Annotated in this window: 13 protein-coding genes; 5 read left to right on the top strand and 8 right to left on the bottom strand. The window is 63.0% G+C overall.

What is annotated here, in order from left to right; genetic code table 11:
- Positions 1-217: 217 nt before the first annotated feature.
- The 4 genes from ACYG97_RS07665 to ACYG97_RS07650 are packed head-to-tail and all read right to left on the bottom strand — an operon-like array spanning position 218 to position 4,292.
- Complete coding sequence (locus ACYG97_RS07665; RefSeq protein WP_460221573.1) at positions 218-859, bottom strand: ABC-type transport auxiliary lipoprotein family protein; 642 nt, start codon at positions 857-859, stop codon at positions 218-220.
- A 37-nt stretch (positions 860-896) separates the two neighbouring features.
- A complete protein-coding gene (locus ACYG97_RS07660; RefSeq protein WP_023690141.1) occupies positions 897-2,270 on the bottom strand; it encodes an MlaD family protein in 1,374 nt (457 codons plus the stop codon).
- 14 nt (positions 2,271-2,284) lie between these two features.
- Positions 2,285-3,103 (bottom strand): ABC transporter ATP-binding protein, encoded by an 819-nt coding sequence (locus ACYG97_RS07655; protein ID WP_023694175.1) that lies wholly within the window; start codon positions 3,101-3,103, stop codon positions 2,285-2,287.
- A gap of 1 nt (position 3,104) precedes the next feature.
- Positions 3,105-4,292: an MlaE family ABC transporter permease gene (locus ACYG97_RS07650; protein ID WP_023734571.1), complete on the bottom strand. Its 1,188-nt coding sequence runs from the start codon at positions 4,290-4,292 to the stop codon at positions 3,105-3,107.
- 77 nt (positions 4,293-4,369) lie between these two features.
- Between ACYG97_RS07650 and dgcA the strand changes: the two genes are divergently transcribed.
- Complete coding sequence (gene dgcA / locus ACYG97_RS07645; protein WP_023734570.1) at positions 4,370-5,353, top strand: N-acetyl-D-Glu racemase DgcA; 984 nt, start codon at positions 4,370-4,372, stop codon at positions 5,351-5,353.
- Here dgcA and ACYG97_RS07640 read toward each other — a convergent pair.
- A complete protein-coding gene (locus ACYG97_RS07640) occupies positions 5,324-6,538 on the bottom strand; it encodes an MFS transporter (protein WP_023726894.1) in 1,215 nt (404 codons plus the stop codon). The two genes, dgcA and ACYG97_RS07640, sit on opposite strands and share 30 nt — an antisense overlap.
- Positions 6,539-6,642: 104 nt before the next feature.
- Positions 6,643-7,458: a UDP-2,3-diacylglucosamine diphosphatase gene (locus ACYG97_RS07635; protein ID WP_023669040.1), complete on the bottom strand. Its 816-nt coding sequence runs from the start codon at positions 7,456-7,458 to the stop codon at positions 6,643-6,645.
- Between the two features lie 120 nt (positions 7,459-7,578).
- Here ACYG97_RS07635 and ACYG97_RS07630 point away from each other — a divergent pair, with 120 nt between their 5' ends.
- The gene (locus tag ACYG97_RS07630; RefSeq protein ID WP_023699356.1) at positions 7,579-8,358 is read left to right on the top strand and encodes an SDR family oxidoreductase; all 780 of its coding nucleotides are present in this window, start codon (positions 7,579-7,581) and stop codon (positions 8,356-8,358) included.
- A 159-nt stretch (positions 8,359-8,517) separates the two neighbouring features.
- Positions 8,518-10,842: an NADP-dependent malic enzyme gene (locus ACYG97_RS07625; RefSeq protein WP_023684938.1), complete on the top strand. Its 2,325-nt coding sequence runs from the start codon at positions 8,518-8,520 to the stop codon at positions 10,840-10,842.
- Between the two features lie 5 nt (positions 10,843-10,847).
- Here the strand turns inward: ACYG97_RS07625 and ACYG97_RS07620 are convergent, their stop codons facing one another.
- Complete coding sequence (locus ACYG97_RS07620; RefSeq protein ID WP_031262451.1) at positions 10,848-11,468, bottom strand: DUF1287 domain-containing protein; 621 nt, start codon at positions 11,466-11,468, stop codon at positions 10,848-10,850.
- Between the two features lie 203 nt (positions 11,469-11,671).
- Here ACYG97_RS07620 and ACYG97_RS07615 point away from each other — a divergent pair, with 203 nt between their 5' ends.
- Positions 11,672-12,868, top strand: a complete 1,197-nt coding sequence (locus ACYG97_RS07615; RefSeq protein WP_023734568.1) for a DUF2865 domain-containing protein — start codon at positions 11,672-11,674, stop codon at positions 12,866-12,868.
- Here ACYG97_RS07615 and gltX read toward each other — a convergent pair.
- Positions 12,786-14,159, bottom strand: a complete 1,374-nt coding sequence (gene gltX / locus ACYG97_RS07610) for a glutamate--tRNA ligase (RefSeq protein WP_023734567.1) — start codon at positions 14,157-14,159, stop codon at positions 12,786-12,788. The genes ACYG97_RS07615 and gltX overlap by 83 nt on opposite strands.
- Before the next feature lie 732 nt (positions 14,160-14,891).
- Between gltX and ACYG97_RS07605 the strand changes: the two genes are divergently transcribed.
- Positions 14,892-18,656: a vitamin B12-dependent ribonucleotide reductase gene (locus ACYG97_RS07605; protein WP_023734565.1), complete on the top strand. Its 3,765-nt coding sequence runs from the start codon at positions 14,892-14,894 to the stop codon at positions 18,654-18,656.
- Positions 18,657-18,664 lie beyond the last annotated feature (8 nt).

Genomic DNA, 18,664 nt, shown 5'->3' with positions numbered 1-18,664 from the left:
CGGCACCTTCTCCCGTATAGCGAGGGTGAAGGGAGATGGCATCAGCCTCGCCGCCCATACTGCGACGGTGACAATTGGCGAAATCATTGGCGATGGCGTTCTTTCTCACTATACGGGGAGAAATGCCCGGCAGCGCAATGAGGGGCAGCGCGAACCTGCGATATTTGGTCGAGTGCTGGTTTAACGCGACGAACGATCGTTCGAAGCCTCGACCGGCTCAGATCACCGAATCCGTCCAGCCCACGATATCCTTCGCCGCCTCGCCGAAGGCGCTGTCGAGCGCGTTGACATAGGCCGGATTGCCGCCGCCGGAGACGGGAGCGGATGCGGTGAAGCTCTTCGAGGCGCGCACCTCGCCGTTGCGGTCGTTCAGGATGCGCACGAAGAGATTGACCTCGGCATGCTCGCCACCATTGACGCGGACTTCGAAGGAGCGGATCTCGACGATCACCTGGTAGTCGATCGCCAGCCCCTCGCCCGGCTTGCCGACGCCGGCAAAGCTTCCGGAGCGCTGGAAGGTTTCGGCGAGCCTCGCCTGCACGATCAGCGGCAGCCGGTCGGCCCATTGCGCGCCCTTGAGATACTGGATCGAGCGGTCTGACGGCTTGATGACGATGTTCTGGCTGTCCAGCGCCTTGAGCGCGGAGGGCTGGGCGATCAGGATCTGGCGGCGGCTGTGGCCATGGGCGTCGATCGACGGGGCGGACAGCTCGAACGTATCGAGCGGCGCCGGCTTGCCTCCCAATGCCGCGCAACCAGCCAGCGTCAAGCCAAGCAAAACGACTGCCGATCTATACCCACCCAACCCGAACGTCACGCGTGATCCCCACTGTCCCCGGATCGTATGATGAATCCGCATCCGCGATCCATGTAATTGCTGCGGGCGGGCACGGAAGTCAACGCCGTGCCCTGCCATCGAACTGCCGGACCTCGCCGTCGCCGCCCGACAGGATGCGCTGCGGGTTGCGGCTGAGATCGGTCACCGCCTCTTCGATGCGGCTGATCGAACGCCGGCTGTCCTGGACCAGCGCCTCGACATTCGACAGGCCCTGGCCCGAGAAGCGCGCGATGTTGTCGGTGATCGTGCCAAGCCGGGCGTTCAGCGTGTCGGCGACCTGCTTGAACGACTTCAGCGTGTCCCTGGCATCGGCCATGACGCCGTCGGCCTGGCCCGAACCGAGCAGCGTATCGACCCTTTTCAGGATGCCGTCGACGCGCACCGAGGCATCGTTGAGGCGCGACGCAAGCTGTTTGGCGTCCTTGATCGTCTCGTCGATGTCGTCGGCCCGGTCGGCGAACTTGTCGGTCACCTTGGCGATGTCGGCGGCGGCCTTGTTGGCATTTTCGCTGGCCTTCTGAATGTTGGCGAGCGCCACGCGCACCTGCGCCGGATCGATGCCGTCGAGCACATTGTCGACCTTTGCCAGCGTGCCTTGCGTGCGCGTGGCGAAATCGTTGACCGAGCCGACCGCGGTATCGACGTTCTTGATCACGCCGTCGAGCTGTCCGCTGGTCTCCTTCAGATTGGCGGTGACGGCGTCCACATTGGCGACGATGCTCTTGATCTTGTCCTTGTCGACGGCATTGAGCAGGCCTTCGGCAGCCTTCAGCGTGCCGTCGAGCTTGCCGGAAACACCCTTCAGCTCATCCGACAGCGCGCTGACGGCGGTCAGGAACTTGTCGATGCCGTCGGCATTCCTGGCCAGCGCATCGGAAAATGTCTGGGCGTTCTTGACGGTCTGGGTCAGCGGCCCGCGCACATCCCTGGTGAAACCTTCTAGGTCGGAAAGCACCTTGTCGGCGCGGGTGAAGATGTTCTGCGCCGTCTGCAGCAGGTTGGTGACCGCTGACGGATTGGCGATGATCTCGGCCGTCCTGCCTTCCTTTGCCGCCTCTTCCAGGAGATTTGGTTCCTTTGGATCGGCGCCCTTCAATTCGATGTTGACCTGGCCGGCAAGGCTGGCGATGCCGATATCGGCCTGCGTCGATTTGGTGAGCGGCGTTGTCTGGTCGATCTCGGTCGTAGCAATGGCGGCATTGGGGTCATTGCGGTCGAAATAGACGCGCTTGACCACCCCGACCTTGACGCCGTTGAACAGCACCAGACTGCCGGGGCCGAGGCCGGAGGCCGAACCCTGAATGCGCACGCGCAGCTCCGCCGTCTCGCCGCGATCACCGATCTGGGCGGTCCAATAGACGAACCCGAACGCCGCCAGGATTGCAGCCAGGGTGAAAATGCCGACAATTACGTAGTTGGCTCTGGTTTCCATTGCCCCACTTATGTCTATGCGCGCGCGGCAAGATCAAGTTGCCGAGCGCGTTTTCCGCGGAAATAGGATTTGACCCACGGTTCTTCGCTTTTCAGCATGTCGTCGATCGTGCCTTCGACCAGGATTTTCTTGTTGCCGAGCACCGCCACGCGGTCGCAAGCGGTAAACAGCGTGTCGAGATCGTGCGTCACCATATAGACCGTCAGATCCATCGTATCGCGCAACTTCACCACCAATTCGTCGAATTCGGACGCGCTGATCGGGTCGAGGCCGGACGTCGGCTCGTCGAGGAAGACGATGTCGGGGTCGAGCGCCAGCGCCCGCGCCAGGGCGGCGCGCTTGATCATGCCGCCCGAAAGCTCCGAGGGAAATTTTTGCGCGGCGTCCGGCGGCAGGCCGACCAGTTCGATCTTGAGCAAGGCCAGCTCGTCCATCAGTTTCTTCGGCAGATCGAGATATTCGCGCATCGGCACCTGCACGTTTTCCTGCACGGTCAACGCCGAAAACAGGGCGCCGTGCTGGAAAAGCACGCCAAGGCGCATGTCGATGCGCAACCGCTCGATGTCGCTGGCCTTTTCGAGGTCGAGACCAAACAGCTTAATCGTGCCGGACTGCTTGTGCAGCAGGCCGAGAATCGTGCGCAGCAGCACCGATTTGCCGGCGCCCGAGGCGCCGACGAAACCGAGGATTTCGCCGCGCTTGATGTCGAGCGCCAGTTTGTCGAGGATCAGCTTGTCGTCCAGGGCAACGGTGATGTCGCGCACCGACAGCACGATATCGCTTTCGCCCGTTCCCTGCATAGCCTTGGTCGCCTTTGAGTTTCTGCGCATCATGTCAGAACTCGATCGATGCGTAGAAGATGGCGAAAAGGCCATCGAGGATGATGACGACGAAGATCGACTTCACCACCGAGGCGGTGACGTGCAGACCCAGCGATTCGGCGCTGCCGCCGACCTTCATGCCTTCAACGGAAGCAATGGTGCCGATGATCATGGCCATGAACGGCGCCTTGATCAGCCCGGCGAAGATGGTGCTGATATCGATCGCGCCGCGCAGCCGGTCGATGAAGGCCGTCGGCGCAATACCGGAATAAAGCCAGGCGGCTAGGATGCCGCCGCCAAGAGCGGCAAAATTGGCGACGATGGTGAGACAGGGCAGCGCGATCACCAGCGCCACCAGGCGCGGAAACACCAGCACGCCGATCGGGTTGAGGCCGATGACCTTCAGCGCGTCGACCTCCTCGCGCATCTTCATCGAGCCGATCTCGGCGGTGATGGCGCTGCCGGAGCGGCCGGCGATCATGATGGCGGTCATCAGCACGCCGAGTTCGCGCAGGATCAGCACGCCGACCAGATCGACAACGAAAATGTTGGCGCCGAAATAATTGAGCTGGTAGGCGCCCTGCTGGGCGACGATGGCGCCGACGATCGCCGACATCAGCACCACCACGGGGATGGCGCCGACCCCCATGCGATCGATCTGGTTGAAGATCGCCGCCGGATTGATGGCATGGCCGCGCCCGAGCTTCATCTGGGCGCCGCCGATGGTGGCGCCGAGGATGTTCATCGAGGCGAGGAAATCGTCGCGCATCTCATAGATGCGGCGGCCGACCGCCTCCAGCCCGCGGAGGATGATGTTGGGGCGCCGGACGCCGCGCGATTCGGGCTCGCGCCGGACAGCTTCGCCAACGGCGCCGAGCAGGATCGAGGCGACATCGCTTTGCCCCTGCATCTTGATCTCGACACCCTTCTTTTCGAAGACACTGACCAGGCGATCGATCAGCCAGGCGCCGGCGGTGTCCATCTTCTCGATGTGGGAAAGATCCAAAGCGAGCGTCTGGAAGCTTTTGCGCTGCTCGATCTTGCGCATCTCGGCGTCGATCAGCGCCACTGTCGTCGTCGTCCAGATGCCGGAGAAAGCGCAGCCGAGGACGCCGCCCTCCTCGCCGACCGCAACGCGGGGCTGGTGGTCGGCCTCCTTGGCGGCGTTGCCGCTTGCGTCGCGTTTGCCGATGGTCAACATGGCGTCCTGTTTAGCCTGACGGGTCGTACCTGTCGATTTGCCGACGACGCGTTGTCGCATAGCCGGAGCAGAAAATTATGGCGCGTGTCATTTCGGTTGAGGCCGAGCGTTTTCCCATTGCCGGCACCTTCACCATCTCGCGCGGGTCGAAGACCGAAGCCGAAGTCATTACCTGCACGATCAGTGATGGGGACAATCGCGGATGGGGCGAATGCGTCCCCTACAAGCGCTATGGCGAGACTATGGAGGGGGTGCGCGACGCCATCGAGGCCATGCGCCGGCAGATAGAAGGCGGCATCAGCCACAAGGACCTGCTCGATGCGATGCCGGCGGGTGCTGCCCGCAACGCCATCGATTGCGCCTTGTGGGACCTGGAGGCCAAGATCAGCGGCGTTGCGGTCGCGGACGCCATCCACGTTGTGCCCTTGTCGGCGCTGGAGACGGCCTACACGCTGTCGCTGGGCGAGCCGGAGGCAATGGCGGCGCAAGCCCGCGCCAATGCCGGGCGGCCGCTGCTCAAGGTCAAGATTGGCGGCGACAACGACATGGCCCGCATCCGCGCCGTGACCGAAGCGGCGCCCGACAGCCGCATCATCCTCGACGCCAATGAAGGCTGGATCGATGCCAACATCATCGAGAATCTCGCTTTCGCCGCCGAACATGGCATAGCCCTGATCGAACAGCCGCTTCCCGCCGGCCATGATGCCATCCTGCGCCACATCGCGCATCCGGTGCCGATCTGCGCAGACGAAAGCGTCCACGAGGCGAAGGACCTCGAAACGCTTGTCGGCCTCTATGACGCCGTCAACATCAAGCTCGACAAATCCGGCGGCCTGACCGCCGCCCTTACCCTTCGCAACCGCGCCCGGGAGCTGGGATTCGGCGTGATGGTCGGCTGCATGGTCGGCACGTCGCTGGCGATGGCGCCGGCAGTGCTTTTGGCGCAAGGCGCCGACTTCGTCGACCTCGACGGTCCGCTGCTGCTTGCCCGCGACCGCCAGCCCGGCCTCGTGTACCAGGGGTCGCTGGTGTCACCGCCTGACAGGATGCTGTGGGGCTGAACGCGCGGCGAGCCCGATCAGCGCCAGGCCGACGATGGCGATCGGGATCATCGCCAGGAAGCCGTCGACGCCGTAGCGCTCGTAAAGCGGGCCGGACGCCAGCGTCACCGCCGCCATGAAGAAGCCGTTGAAGAAATAGGCAATGCCTTGCGCCGCACCCGTGCGTTCTTCCGAAACCGTTTCGCCGATCATCTTCTGCAGGCCGATCAACACCATCGCCACCGACACCGAATGCAGGGTCTGGACGCCGAAGAAACCGGCAACGCCAAGCCCGAGTGGCCAGATCAACGGAAAGGCGATCCAGCGCACGATGGAGCCGACGCCGGCGATCAGCATCACCTTGACGACTGAGACGGAGGCAAAAATACGGTTGAAAAACACGAACATGCAGACCTCGGCCACCACGCCCCAGGCCCACAGCAGGCCAACGACGGAATCGCTGATGCCGACCGATTTCCAGTAGATTGAGACAAAGCCGTAGAGGAAGGCATGGCTGGCGGTGATGATGCCGACGCCGAGGGTGAAATACAGGAAATACGGATTGAGAAGGCTCGGCGCCTGATGCTGGATGTCGGCGGCCGAAAGCGGCGAAGCCCGGCGCGGGCGGCCAAGCCGCGGCGCCAGCAATCCGGCGACGAGCGCGGCAGACAATGCCGCAAAGATGATTACCGGCACGGCCTGCGGGCTCGTCCAGGCCAGGATAAAGCCGCCTGCGACGTTGGCGCAGAGATAGGAGATCGAGCCCCATTTGCGCATCGCGGTGTAGTTCGAGCCGAAGCGGCGCACGCCCGACAGCGCGAGCGAATCGGCGATCGGCGAATGCGGCGTCCACACCACCGTCAGCGCCAGCGATACGGCAAGCACCGCCGCATAGGTGGGAGTGAGGAAATAGCCGGCGGAAAGCACCATCGTCGCGGCCACCAGCGCAATATAGACATCGGCCCTGTCCTTCGCCCGGTCCGCCAGCGCGGTCAGCAGCGGCGTCGTCACCACGCGCAGGAACATCGGCGCCGCCAGGATGATGGCGATCTGCTCGGCGTGGAAACCCTGGGCATGCAGCCACAGCGGGAAATAAGGCACATGCGTTCCCAGCGACACGAATAATGTCGCGAAGATCAGACTCATGCGCAGTTCGAAATGGCGCGGCTTGACGAGTTGTTCGGGCGAGAGCGGCGGCAGCGACATGAATCGATCCAATTACGCTGCACAAAGGGCTGCAACGCAGATCGATCCCTTAACATGCGCGAAAGCGGTCCGAAACTGCCTGGGCCAGTCGATTAACAGGAGGGTTATGCCGCTTCGACGACCCTGTCTTCGATCAGCAAGGGGATGAGCGGCTCGTCCGGTGCTTCGGGCAGCACCAGCGCCCAGTGGATGATCTCCATCTTGCCGTCGAAATGTTCGACCACCGCCGTGCAGCTCTCCACCCAGTCGCCAGTGTTGATGTACTGCACATCCTCATAAGTCTCGATCGCGGCGTGATGGATGTGGCCGCAGATGACGCCGTCGACATGCGAGCGGCGGGCCTCCTCGGTCAGCACCGTCTGGAACGAGCCGATGAAGTTCACCGCCTTCTTGACCTTGACCTTGGCCCAGGACGAGAACGACCAGTAGGGAAGGCCGAGCATATGGCGGAGCCTCGTCACCACGCGGTTGACCACCATCGCGGCGTCATAGGCGTAGTCGCCGAGGTAGGCCAGCCAGCGTGCATTGTGGACGACGGTATCGAACTGGTCGCCGTGGATGACCAGCAGGCGCCTGCCATCGGCGGTTTCGTGGATGGCGCGGTCGGCAACGACGATGCCGCCGAAATGCACGCCTTGGAACTGGCGCGCGAATTCGTCGTGATTACCGGCGATATAGGTGATCGAGGTGCCCTTGCGCGCCTTGCGCAGCAGTTTCTGGACGACGTCATTGTGGCTCTGCGGCCAATGCCAGCTGCGCCGCAGCCGCCAGCCGTCGACGATGTCACCGACGAGATAGATGATATGGGCGTCGTGATAACGCAGGAAATCGATCAGGAACTCGGCTTTGGCCGCCTTCGATCCGAGATGCAGGTCGGATATGAACATGCTGCGGAAAGTGCGGGTTTCTGTACCGGACATCAGATCGTCACCGTTGCTTTCGCGCAGGCTATGCCCCGATTCATGCAACAACCGTATGACGGTTGCGATTGGGCCAGCCGAAGGGCTAGCGTGCCGCGCCATTCACAGGAGAAAATCGTCATGGATCTTGGCATCAAGGGCAAGAAAGCCATCGTCTGCGCATCGAGCAAGGGGCTGGGCCGCGGCTGCGCCATGGCGCTGGCCGAGGCCGGTTGCGATCTCGTCGTCAACGGCCGCAATGCCGAGCTGCTGGCAAAAACCGCAGCCGAACTGCGCGAACGCTACGGCGTGAAGGTGACCGAGATCGTCGGCGACGTCTCGAAACCCGACGTGCAGAACGCGCTCCTTGCCGCCTGCCCCGACCCGGATATCCTGGTCAACAACAATGGCGGCCCGCCCTTGCGCGATTTCCGCGAACTCGACCGCGCAAAGATCCTCGAAGGCGTGACGCAGAACATGGTGACGCCGATCGAACTGGTGCAGGCCGTCATCGACGGCATGGCCAAGCGCGGCTTCGGACGCATCGTCAACATCACCTCGCTGTCGGTCTACGTCCCGATTCCCGGCCTCGATCTGTCGTCCGGCGCGCGAGCCGGGCTGACTTCGTTCCTCGCCGGCGTGGCACGAACGGTGATCGACCGCAACGTCACCATCAACAGCCTGCTGCCGGGCAAGCTCGACACCGACCGGCTGCGCGGCCCGCATGAGGCCGGCACGATGGAAGACCCGGCAGCGGCCGCAGCGCGCAAGACCCGCATCAGCGCCGACGTTCCGGCCAAGCGGCTCGGCACGCCGGAAGAGTTCGGCCAGATCTGCGCCTTTCTGTGCTCGGTCCATGCCGGTTATCTCACCGGCCAGAACATCCCGGTCGATGGCGGCCTTTATGTCAGCGCGTTCTGAAGGGCTCGATGGATAATCGGCAGGATTTCAGCGCAATCATCTGAAATAGTTCGATCTTTCCGGACCGGGTTGTTTTAGCCGCCCTTGCGTCATTTGGCGTCGCGAAAAACCATTTTTGCGTGCTAAAAGGCTGCAAAGCAGGTTTGAGGGAGCGGCCGCATGGAAGGCGAGAACAAGAAGACGGCACGTTCGGACCTCGACGAAGCCGCCCTCTACTTCCATAAGCATCCAAGGCCGGGAAAGCTCGAGATCCAGGCGACCAAGCCGCTCGGCAACCAGCGCGATCTGGCGCTGGCCTATTCGCCGGGTGTTGCCGCGCCCTGCCTCGAAATCCGCGACAATCCGGCAACCGCGGCCGATTATACAGCGCGCGCCAATCTGGTCGGCGTCGTCTCCAACGGCTCGGCCGTGCTCGGGCTCGGCAATATCGGCCCGCTCGCCTCCAAGCCGGTGATGGAAGGCAAGGCGGTGCTGTTCAAGAAATTCGCCGGCATCGACGTCTTCGACATCGAGATCGACGCGCCGGGCATAGAGCGCATGGTCGAGACGATCTCGGCGCTGGAGCCGACTTTCGGCGGCATCAATCTCGAGGACATCAAGGCGCCCGAATGCTTCGAGGTGGAGGCGCAGTTGAAGGCCCGCATGGGCATTCCCGTCTTCCATGACGACCAGCATGGCACCGCCATCATCGTCGCCGCCGCCGTGCTCAACGGGCTGGAATTCGCCGGCAAGACCATTTCCGACATCAAGATCGTCACCTCAGGCGCCGGTGCGGCAGCGCTCGCCTGCCTCAACCTGTTGGTCTCGCTTGGCGCCAAGGTAGAGAATATCTGGGTCACCGACCGCTTCGGCGTCGCCTACAAGGGCCGCACCGACGAGATGGATCGCTGGAAAGACCCCTACGTGAAGGACACCGAGGCGCGCACGCTGGCCGATGTGATCCCTGGCGCCGACGTTTTTCTCGGCCTGTCGGCCGCCGGCGTGCTGAAGCCGGAATTGCTTGATCATATGGCGCCTAAGCCGTTGATCCTGGCGCTGGCCAACCCCAATCCCGAGATCATGCCGGAGGTCGCGCGCGCCGCCCGTCCCGACGCGATGATCTGCACCGGCCGTTCCGATTTTCCCAATCAGGTCAACAACGTGCTTTGTTTTCCTTACATCTTCCGCGGTGCGCTGGACTGCGGCGCCAGCGCCATCAACGAGGAGATGAAGATGGCCGCGGTCCGGGCGATTGCTGCCCTTGCCCGCGAGGAACCATCCGACGTCGCCGCCCGTGCCTATTCCGGCGAGACGCCGATCTTCGGACCCGACTTCCTGATCCCCTCGCCCTTCGACCCCCGCCTGATCCTGCGCATCGCGCCGGCGGTGGCCAAGGCTGCCTGCGACACCGGCGTCGCGACAAGGCCGATCACCGACTTCGCCGCCTATATCGACCAGCTCAACCGCTTCGTCTTCCGCTCCGGCCTGGTGATGAAGCCGGTGTTTTCGTCGGCCAAGGCGTCGACCGCCAAGCGCGTCATCTATGCCGACGGCGAGGATGAGCGCGTGTTGCGCGCAGCCCAGGTGGTGCTGGAGGAAGGCATTGCCGAGCCGATCCTGATCGGCCGCCCGCATGTCATCGAGGTCAGGCTGAAGCGCTACGGCCTGCGTATCAAGCCGGGCGTCGATTTCGGCCTGATCAACCCTGAGGACGATCCGCGCTACCGCCATTATGTCGACCTGTTGATCGAGCTTGCCGGCCGGCGCGGCGTGACGACGGAGGCCGCGCGCACCATGGTGCGCACCGACAATACGGTGATTGCGGCACTGGCGCTGAAGCGCGGCGATGCCGACGCCATGATCTGCGGCCTCGAGGGCCGTTTCGAGCGGCATCTGCGCAATGTGACGCTGGTCATCGGACCACGCGCAGGCGTCAAGGACCGCGACCTGTCGACGCTGTCGATGCTGATCTCGCAACGCGGCATCATCTTCCTCACCGACACCCATGTCTCGGTCGACCCGACGGCCGAGGAGATCGCCGAAATGACCATTCTGGCGGCCGAGGAAATCCAGCGCTTCGGCATCGAGCCGAAGGCGGCGCTGCTGTCGCATTCGGATTTCGGCTCGCGCGATTCTCCCAGCGCGCTGAAGATGCGGCAGGCGGCGGCGATCCTGGCGCGCGTTGCGCCCGACCTGCAATGCGACGGCGAGATGCATGCCGATTCAGCCCTATCGGAGCATCTGCGCCAGCGCGTCTATCCGCATTCGCGGCTGAAGGGCGAAGCCAATCTCCTGGTGTTCCCCAACCTCGACTCCGCCAACATCACGCTGACCGCGCTGCGCACGATGATGGACGCGCTGCATGTCGGTCCGATCCTGCTTGGCACCGACAAGCCGGCGCATATTTTAACGCCGTCGGTGACGTCGCGCGGCGTCGTCAATATGACGGCGCTGGCGGTGGTCGAGGCGGCGCACAAGGCGCAGGCGGTGGTTCATTTCGGCTGAGTTTCTCACGCAGGCGCGAAGCGGTAATGCCCGGTCTGCTTGAAGGCGAACAGCGTGTCCTCCTCGCGGGCGCCCGACCCGATATTGTGGATGACCAGCGCTCGTTCCGGCACGTCCGCCGAGCGTTCGGATGAGACGATGACGATGTGCGGCAGGTTGCCGGGCAGCATCTGGGTGACGATATCGCCCGGCTGAAAGTCGGGAGGATACTCGCTGGCGGGCAAGGAAACTCCGTTGCGCCCGAAAAATGCGGCAAGATTGCCGACCCGTCGGTGGTCGATGTTTCGATCGGTCGCTTTCAGACCCCAGGTCTTGGGATAGGCGGCGAAATTGGCCGCCATATCCTCATGCACCAGTTTCTGCAGGTCGAGCTTGAAGGCGCGGCGATAGGCGCGGACAATGACGTCCGTGCACACGCCTCGATCCGGCGCGACATCGCCGCCGGGATAGTCGAGGCGGACATAGGTCGGGTCGTAGAATGTGGTGACGCCGATCTGCTCACGCGCGGCTTCGACCAATTTGCTGCGCCAGTCCGGAGCGGCTGGATTTTCCTGCGCCAAGGCTGCGGGCGCCGCCAGGCACAGGAGGCCGAACTGCAGTGCGGTTCGACGGGTAATCGCGGTCATGCCAGCTCCCCGGGGCATTGCTGGATCGTGGGATAATTCCGGGGCGATTGCGCCTTTTTCATGCAGCGGTGAGATCGCACAGTTGCCGCTCTATCCAAACGCCTCCTGCAACGCGTCTATGGGCTAAGACCATCTTTGGTTGTAGATTGAGGGAACGGTTAACCGCGAATCCGGTAGACAGGCAGGCAAGCGGGGTTCGGGCAATGACGGGCGGACGATGGAGGCTGAAGCATCTGGCTGCGCTGCTCGGCGCGCTTGTGCTTTCGGCCGTCGCCACCACTGAACCGCAGGCCGCCTCCCGCGTTTGCCGTCAACTGGAAGCCGAGCTTGCTTCTTCATCGAATGGCGGCGGCAATTCCAGCATGGTGCGGAAGTATGACAAGGCCATCTCCCGCCAGTTCGAACAGCTATCAAAGGTGCGCGGTCGTGCGAGCGATGCGAATTGCGGGATTTCGCTGTTTTCGCGCAATGTCAGCCAATGTGCCGCGCTGAACAGCAGCATTGATCGCATGAACGCCAATCTCGATGCGTTGCAAGCCAAGCGCGCGCAGCTTGCCGGCGGCGGCTCGCGGCGCGACCGCGGCCGCATCCTGGCCGCGCTCGACGCCAATGGCTGCCGCGACGAGCCCGCGCCGCGCCGGGAGCCGCTGCAGGAAGCCAGCCGCGAACCCGACGACGGCAATCTGTTCGACCAGCTTTTCGGCGGCAACCGGCAGATCGACACGCTCGATCAGCCCGATGATCCCGGCGAGGAGCGCAATGTGCGCCGGGTGCTCAATCAGCCCGGCGTGCCGGATTTCCCGACGGTCGGCGGCGAGTTCCATACGAGCTGCGTGCGCACCTGCGACGGCTATTTCTTCCCGATGTCGAACTCGGCTTCGCTCGGCGATTTCGAGCGCGATCAGAAGAATTGCGAATCGAGCTGCCCCGGCACCGAAATGCAGGTGTTCTATTCGCGCGGCATGGAAGACGATTCGGCCAACATGACGTCGTCGGTGACCGGCAGGCCCTACAGCGAGTTGCCGACCGCCTATCTCTACAAACAGCCCAACATGTCGCGGCCGCTGGCTTGTGGCTGCAATGCGCAGGCCGGAAATTTCGAGATCATCGGCGGCAACCCGCCACCGCCCGAGCAATCGCAGCCTGATACCGAGACAACGCCATTCATTCCGGTGCCGGCGGCCAAACCCGATCCGGGCGCGGATCCGGAGACGCTGGCGAACGTACAAGGCGGGCTCGACCGCGCCGCCATCAAGCGCCTTGCCGTCAAGCCGGTGGTGTCGCCGGTGTCGCTGATCCCGCCGGACCAGCGCAAGGTCAGGGTCGTCGGGCCAGCGTTCCTTCCCGACCCAGCAGCGGCAATAGATCTGCAAGCTCCGGCCCGGAAGCAAGTCCGGTAAGGGCCAACCTGAGCGGCATGAACAGCGCCTTGCCCTTGCGGCCGCTGGCTTCCCTGATCCTGGCCGTCCAGTCCTTCCACACCGTTCCGGTCCACGGCTCTTCCGGCAACAGGTCGAAGGCCTGCTGCAGGAAGTCGCGATCCTCGTCGGAAAATTCCGGCGCGGGCTGCGGGCCGTCGGCAAGGATACGCCACCAGCCGACCGCGTCGCTCAGCCGGTCGAGATTGCCACGCACCGCCAGCCAGAACGGCTCGGCCTTGTCGCCGGAGATGCCGAGCACGATCAGCCGATCCCGCGCCTCGGAAAACGGCATGTGGTGCATGAGCGCACGATTGAGCACGAACAGCTCGTCCGGGTCGAATTTGGCCGCCGATTTCGACGTGGCGGCGGGATCGAAGCGCGCGGCCAGTGCCGGCATGTCATGCACCGCCGCGACATTTTCCGAGGTGCCGACAAGGACGGCCAGCGAAGCCACAGCCATCGGTTCGATGCCCTCCTCGCGCAGGCTTTCGATCGACAGCGCACCGCTGCGCTTCGACAGGCCCTCGCCCGAGGCCGTGGTCAAGAGATTGTGGTGGCCGAAGACAGGCGGCTCGGCGCCCAATGCCTTGAACAGCGCGATCTGCACGCCGGTGTTGGTGACGTGATCGTCGCCGCGAATGACATGACTGACCTCCATCTCGATGTCGTCAACGACCGAAGGCAGCGTGTAGAGATAAGTGCCGTCCTCGCGCCGCAGCACCGGATCGGACAGTGAGGCCAGATCGACGGTTTCCTCGCCGCGCACCAGATCGTTCCAGTGGATTTCGGTGCGTTCGGGCTGCAGCGGATCGCTGGTGAAGTTGGGCAGCAGAAAGCGCCAGTGCGGCCGGCGGCCATCGGAGCGGTATTCGGCGATCTGCTGCTGCGAAAGCGCCAGCGCCTCGCGGCCATAGACCGGCGGCAGGCCGCGCGTGCGGCGCACCTTGCGGCGCAGGTCGAGTTCTTCGGGGGTCTCGTAGCAGGGATAGACAACGCCGGCTCTCTGCAGCCGCTCCACCGCCGCGTCGTAAGTTTCGAAGCGCCGCGACTGGTATTCGGTGGCGTCGGGAAAAATCCCCAGCCAGTGCAGGTCGTAGAGGATGGCGTCGGAAAATTCCTGCCTCGAGCGGGCAATGTCTGTGTCGTCGAAGCGCTGGATGAAACGGCCCTTGTTGTTCATGGCAAACAGCCAGTTGAACAAGGCGGTGCGGGCATTGCCGATATGAATGCGGCCGGTTGGTGAGGGGGCAAAACGGACGGTAACTGTCATGGGCGGGGCGTAACGGATGCTCTTGGAATTGACAAGACGCGCCCCCGCGCGACGCCAAAGACATAATGCACGCCAGCTAAAATGAAAAGGCTGTGAGCCAGAATCCGGCCGGGCCTGTCTCGGGTGAACCGCTCACCAGCGGTCCACGCCGGCAGAATCGGGCTTTCCTCAGCCGCTTTTTGTCCCCGTTATCCACATATGTGACACACAAGATGTTGGGGTCACAAAAGCTACGCAAACGAATCCTTGACGACGCAAACCGAGTCGCCTTTTATGTGCCATGTGCTCTTGTTGAGGGCGCGACCGGAGAGTTTCGAGCCCGGTCATTTTTCCCGGATTTTGTGCGTTTTGGCCATGATTTCCGCCTGTTTACGAGGCTGGCGGAAGCGTTGGATCGTGGGGGCTTCGGGAGCGAAAAGGGAGATTTGTCGGACTGGAATAAATTGTCTGTTAACACTATATTTAGTGTTTGCAGGCAGGTTCGACGCTAGATAATGTGAATTTCCCTCGGTCGAGGGAATCGAGGAAAAATTCAGTTTTGAGGGACCCGCAGGGTTCGGCGCAGAGTTGGAACAGCGGCTTCGTAAGAAGCTCGACCGGCAAGGCGACGAAGACTGCCACAAGGAGAGCCGGTGTTTTCGAACGCCGGCAGACGGCGGACATGCGCGTTTCGCATTGGGGGCAGAAATCCCCGGGGAAAAGCGCTATATATAGACAAAAGGGACCGGACCAATGCGCATCGAGCGTCGTTTCACCAAGCCAGGCCAATCAGCTTACGCGGAGATCGAATTCCGCAAGGCGCTTTCGGAGATCAAGAATCCGGACGGCTCGGTGGTGTTCCGCTTGGACAATATCGATGTGCCGGCGCAGTTCTCGCAGGTTGCCGCCGACATCCTGGCGCAGAAGTATTTCCGCAAGGCCGGTGTCCCCGCGCGCCTGAAGAAGGTCGAGGAGAACGACGTCCCCTCCTTCCTGTGGCGCTCCGTTGCCGACGAGGCCGAACTGGCAAAACTGCCGGAAGCCGAGCGCTACGGTTCCGAGATCGACGCCCGCCAGGTCTTCGACCGGCTGGCCGGCACCTGGACCTATTGGGGCTACAAGGGCGGCTACTTCAAGTCGGAAGAAGACGCCAGCGCCTTCCGCGACGAGCTTGCCTATATGCTCGCCACCCAGCGCGTGGCGCCGAATTCGCCGCAATGGTTCAACACCGGCCTGCACTGGGCGTACGGCATCGACGGCCCGAGCCAGGGCCACTATTATGTCGACCCGTTCACCGGCAAGCTGACCAAGTCGAAGTCCTCCTACGAGCATCCGCAGCCGCATGCCTGCTTCATCCAGGGCGTGCAGGACGATCTCGTCAATGAAGGCGGCATCATGGACCTGTGGGTGCGTGAAGCGCGCCTGTTCAAATACGGCTCGGGCACCGGCTCCAATTTCTCCATGCTGCGCGGCGAAGGCGAAAAGCTGTCGGGCGGCGGCCGTTCGTCCGGCCTGATGAGCTTCCTCAAGATCGGCGACCGCGCGGCGGGCGCAATCAAGTCGGGCGGCACCACGCGTCGTGCGGCCAAGATGGTCATTGTCGACGCCGACCATCCCGATATCGAGGAATTCATCGACTGGAAGGTCAATGAAGAGCAGAAGGTGGCGTCGCTGGTCACCGGCTCCAAGATCGTGAAAAAACATCTCGAAGCGATCATGAAGGCCTGCATCAATTGCGAAGGCCATGATGACGATTGCTTCGACCCGTCGATCAACACCGCGCTGAAGCGCGAGATCAAGGCGGCCAAGAAGTCGGCCGTGCCGGAGAACTACATCTACCGCGTCATCCAGTTCGCCAAGCAGGGCTACACCGCGATGTCGTTCAAGACCTACGACACCGACTGGGATTCCGACGCCTACCTCACCGTTTCCGGCCAGAACTCCAACAATTCGGTGTCGCTGAAGGACAACTTCCTGCGCGCCGTCGAGGACGACGCCGACTGGCATCTGACCGCCCGCAAGGACGGCAAGGTGCTGAAGACGCTGAAGGCACGCGACCTCTGGGAAAAAATCGGCTACGCCGCCTGGGCTTCGGCCGATCCGGGCCTGCATTTCAACACGACGATGAACGACTGGCACACCTGCGCTTCGGCCGGTGCGATCCGGGCCTCCAATCCGTGCTCGGAATACATGTTCCTCGACGACACGGCCTGCAACCTGGCCTCGATCAACCTGCTCCCCTACCGCAACGCCGACGGCACGATCGACATCGCCGCCTATGAGCACACGGTGCGGCTGTGGACCGTCGTCCTCGAAATCTCGGTGATGATGGCGCAGTTCCCGTCGAAGGAGATCGCCAAGCAGTCCTACGAATACCGCACGCTCGGCCTCGGCTATGCCAACATTGGCGGCCTGCTGATGACGTCCGGCATTCCCTATGATTCCGACGACGGCCGCGCCATCTGCGCAGCACTCACCGCCATCATGACCGGCGTCGCCTATGCAACCTCGGCCGAGATGGCCGGCGAGCTCGGCGCCTTCGCCGACTACGACCGTAACGCGCAGAACATGCTGCGCGTCATGCGCAACCATCGCCGTGCCGCCTATGGCGAGAAACAGGGCTACGAGAAGCTCGCCGTCAATCCGGTGCCGCTGGTCGCGTCCGACCTGAAGCAGCAGGAATTGGCCGCGCACGCCAAGGCTGCCTGGGACCGCGCCATCGAACTCGGCGAAGAGCATGGCTACCGCAACGCGCAGGCGACCGTGATTGCGCCGACCGGCACGATCGGTCTCGTCATGGATTGCGATACCACGGGCATCGAGCCCGACTTCGCCTTGGTGAAGTTCAAGAAGCTCGCCGGCGGCGGCTATTTCAAGATCATCAACCGCGCCGTGCCGGAAGCGCTGCGCACACTGGGTTACTCAGAAAGCCAGATCGCCGAGATCGAGGCCTATGCGGTCGGTCACGGCAACATGAACCAGGCGCCGGCGGTCAACCCCGGCTCGCTCAAGGCGAAGGGCTTCACCGACGACAAGATCGCGGCGCTCAATGCAGCACTGAAGTCGGCCTTCGACATCAAGTTCGTCTTCAACCAGTGGACGCTGGGCGCCGACTGGGTGAAGGAGACGTTCGGCTTCACCGATGAGCAGCTCAACGACTTCTCGTTCGAGATGCTGCCGGCGCTGGGCTTCTCCAGGAAGGACATCGAGGCCGCCAACATCCATGTCTGCGGTGCGATGACGCTGGAAGGCGCGCCCTTCCTCAAGGCCGAGCATCTGGCGGTGTTCGACTGCGCCAGCCCGTGCGGCAAGATCGGCAAGCGCTCGCTGTCCATCAACAGCCATATCCAGATGATGGCGGCGGCACAGCCCTTCATCTCCGGCGCCATCTCCAAGACCATCAACATGCCCAACGATGCGACGGTGGAAGACGCCAAGGGCGCCTACATGCTGTCGTGGAAGCTGGCGCTGAAGGCCAACGCGCTCTATCGCGACGGCTCGAAGCTGTCGCAGCCGCTCAATTCGTCGCTGCTCGCCGACAGCGAGGACGACGAGGACGATGCGGTCGAGCAGTTGATCGCGGCGCCCGCTTCACAGCGTGCCGTGCAGGTCACCGAGAAGATCGTCGAGCGCGTCATCGAACGCCTCTACCGCGATCGTGAAAAACTGCCGAATCGCCGCAAGGGCTACACCCAGAAGGCAGTCGTCGGCGGCCACAAGGTCTACCTGCGCACGGGCGAATTCGACGACGGCCGCATCGGCGAGATCTTCATCGACATGCACAAAGAAGGCGCCGCTTTCCGAGCGATGATGAACAACTTCGCCATCGCCATCTCGCTTGGCCTGCAATATGGCGTGCCGCTCGAGGAATTTGTCGAGGCCTTCACCTTCACCAAATTCGAGCCGGCCGGCATGGTGCAGGGCAACGACGCGATCAAGAATGCGACGTCGATCCTCGACTACGTGTTCCGCGAACTCGCCGTGTCCTACCTCGGCCGCCACGACCTCGCCCATGTCGACCAGTCGGATTTCGACAAGACGGCGCTCGGACGCGGCATCAACGAAGGCAAGGCGACGCCGTTCTCGAAGGGCCTTACCCGCGGCGCCTCGCCGGTCAAGTTGGTGTCTGGCCTAGGTGGCGAACCCAAGGGTTTTGCCGGATCACCTGCCGCGGCCCCGGCCCGGGTCACTCCAACTGCGTTCTCAGGCTCCAACGTGTTGGCGCTTAAACCAGCAAGCGACGAAGCCATCGCCTACAAGCGCGACTATGAGGAGCGAGCCAAGGAACTGGTCGAAGATATTGTTTCCGAGGAGGCAGCCGACCTCACCGGTTTGTTCACCGACGAAGCAGCGAAAGAAGCGGCCGAGGCAAAGGCGCTTGCCTCCACGCGGCGTCAGCAATCCTTGATGCAAGGCTACACCGGCAACGAATGCTCGGAATGCCACAACTTCACCATGGTGCGGAACGGAACCTGCGAGAAGTGCGATACTTGTGGATCGACGAGCGGGTGCAGCTGAGGCTTACT

The organism is Mesorhizobium sp. W067 (assembly GCF_054719525.1).
This window is presented reverse-complemented; position numbering and strand designations above follow the sequence as displayed.

What these genes read in the sequence shown, in the direction of transcription:
- ACYG97_RS07665 (WP_460221573.1), bottom strand. Translation starts at nt 859, where the DNA reads ATGCGGATTCATCATACGATCCGGGGACAGTGGGGATCACGCGTGACG.
- ACYG97_RS07660 (WP_023690141.1), bottom strand. Translation starts at nt 2,270, where the DNA reads ATGGAAACCAGAGCCAACTACGTAATTGTCGGCATTTTCACCCTGGCT.
- ACYG97_RS07655 (WP_023694175.1), bottom strand. Translation starts at nt 3,103, where the DNA reads ATGATGCGCAGAAACTCAAAGGCGACCAAGGCTATGCAGGGAACGGGC.
- ACYG97_RS07650 (WP_023734571.1), bottom strand. Translation starts at nt 4,292, where the DNA reads ATGTTGACCATCGGCAAACGCGACGCAAGCGGCAACGCCGCCAAGGAG.
- dgcA (WP_023734570.1), top strand. Translation starts at nt 4,370, where the DNA reads ATGGCGCGTGTCATTTCGGTTGAGGCCGAGCGTTTTCCCATTGCCGGC.
- ACYG97_RS07640 (WP_023726894.1), bottom strand. Translation starts at nt 6,538, where the DNA reads ATGTCGCTGCCGCCGCTCTCGCCCGAACAACTCGTCAAGCCGCGCCAT.
- ACYG97_RS07635 (WP_023669040.1), bottom strand. Translation starts at nt 7,458, where the DNA reads ATGTCCGGTACAGAAACCCGCACTTTCCGCAGCATGTTCATATCCGAC.
- ACYG97_RS07630 (WP_023699356.1), top strand. Translation starts at nt 7,579, where the DNA reads ATGGATCTTGGCATCAAGGGCAAGAAAGCCATCGTCTGCGCATCGAGC.
- ACYG97_RS07625 (WP_023684938.1), top strand. Translation starts at nt 8,518, where the DNA reads ATGGAAGGCGAGAACAAGAAGACGGCACGTTCGGACCTCGACGAAGCC.
- ACYG97_RS07620 (WP_031262451.1), bottom strand. Translation starts at nt 11,468, where the DNA reads ATGACCGCGATTACCCGTCGAACCGCACTGCAGTTCGGCCTCCTGTGC.
- ACYG97_RS07615 (WP_023734568.1), top strand. Translation starts at nt 11,672, where the DNA reads ATGACGGGCGGACGATGGAGGCTGAAGCATCTGGCTGCGCTGCTCGGC.
- gltX (WP_023734567.1), bottom strand. Translation starts at nt 14,159, where the DNA reads ATGACAGTTACCGTCCGTTTTGCCCCCTCACCAACCGGCCGCATTCAT.
- ACYG97_RS07605 (WP_023734565.1), top strand. Translation starts at nt 14,892, where the DNA reads ATGCGCATCGAGCGTCGTTTCACCAAGCCAGGCCAATCAGCTTACGCG.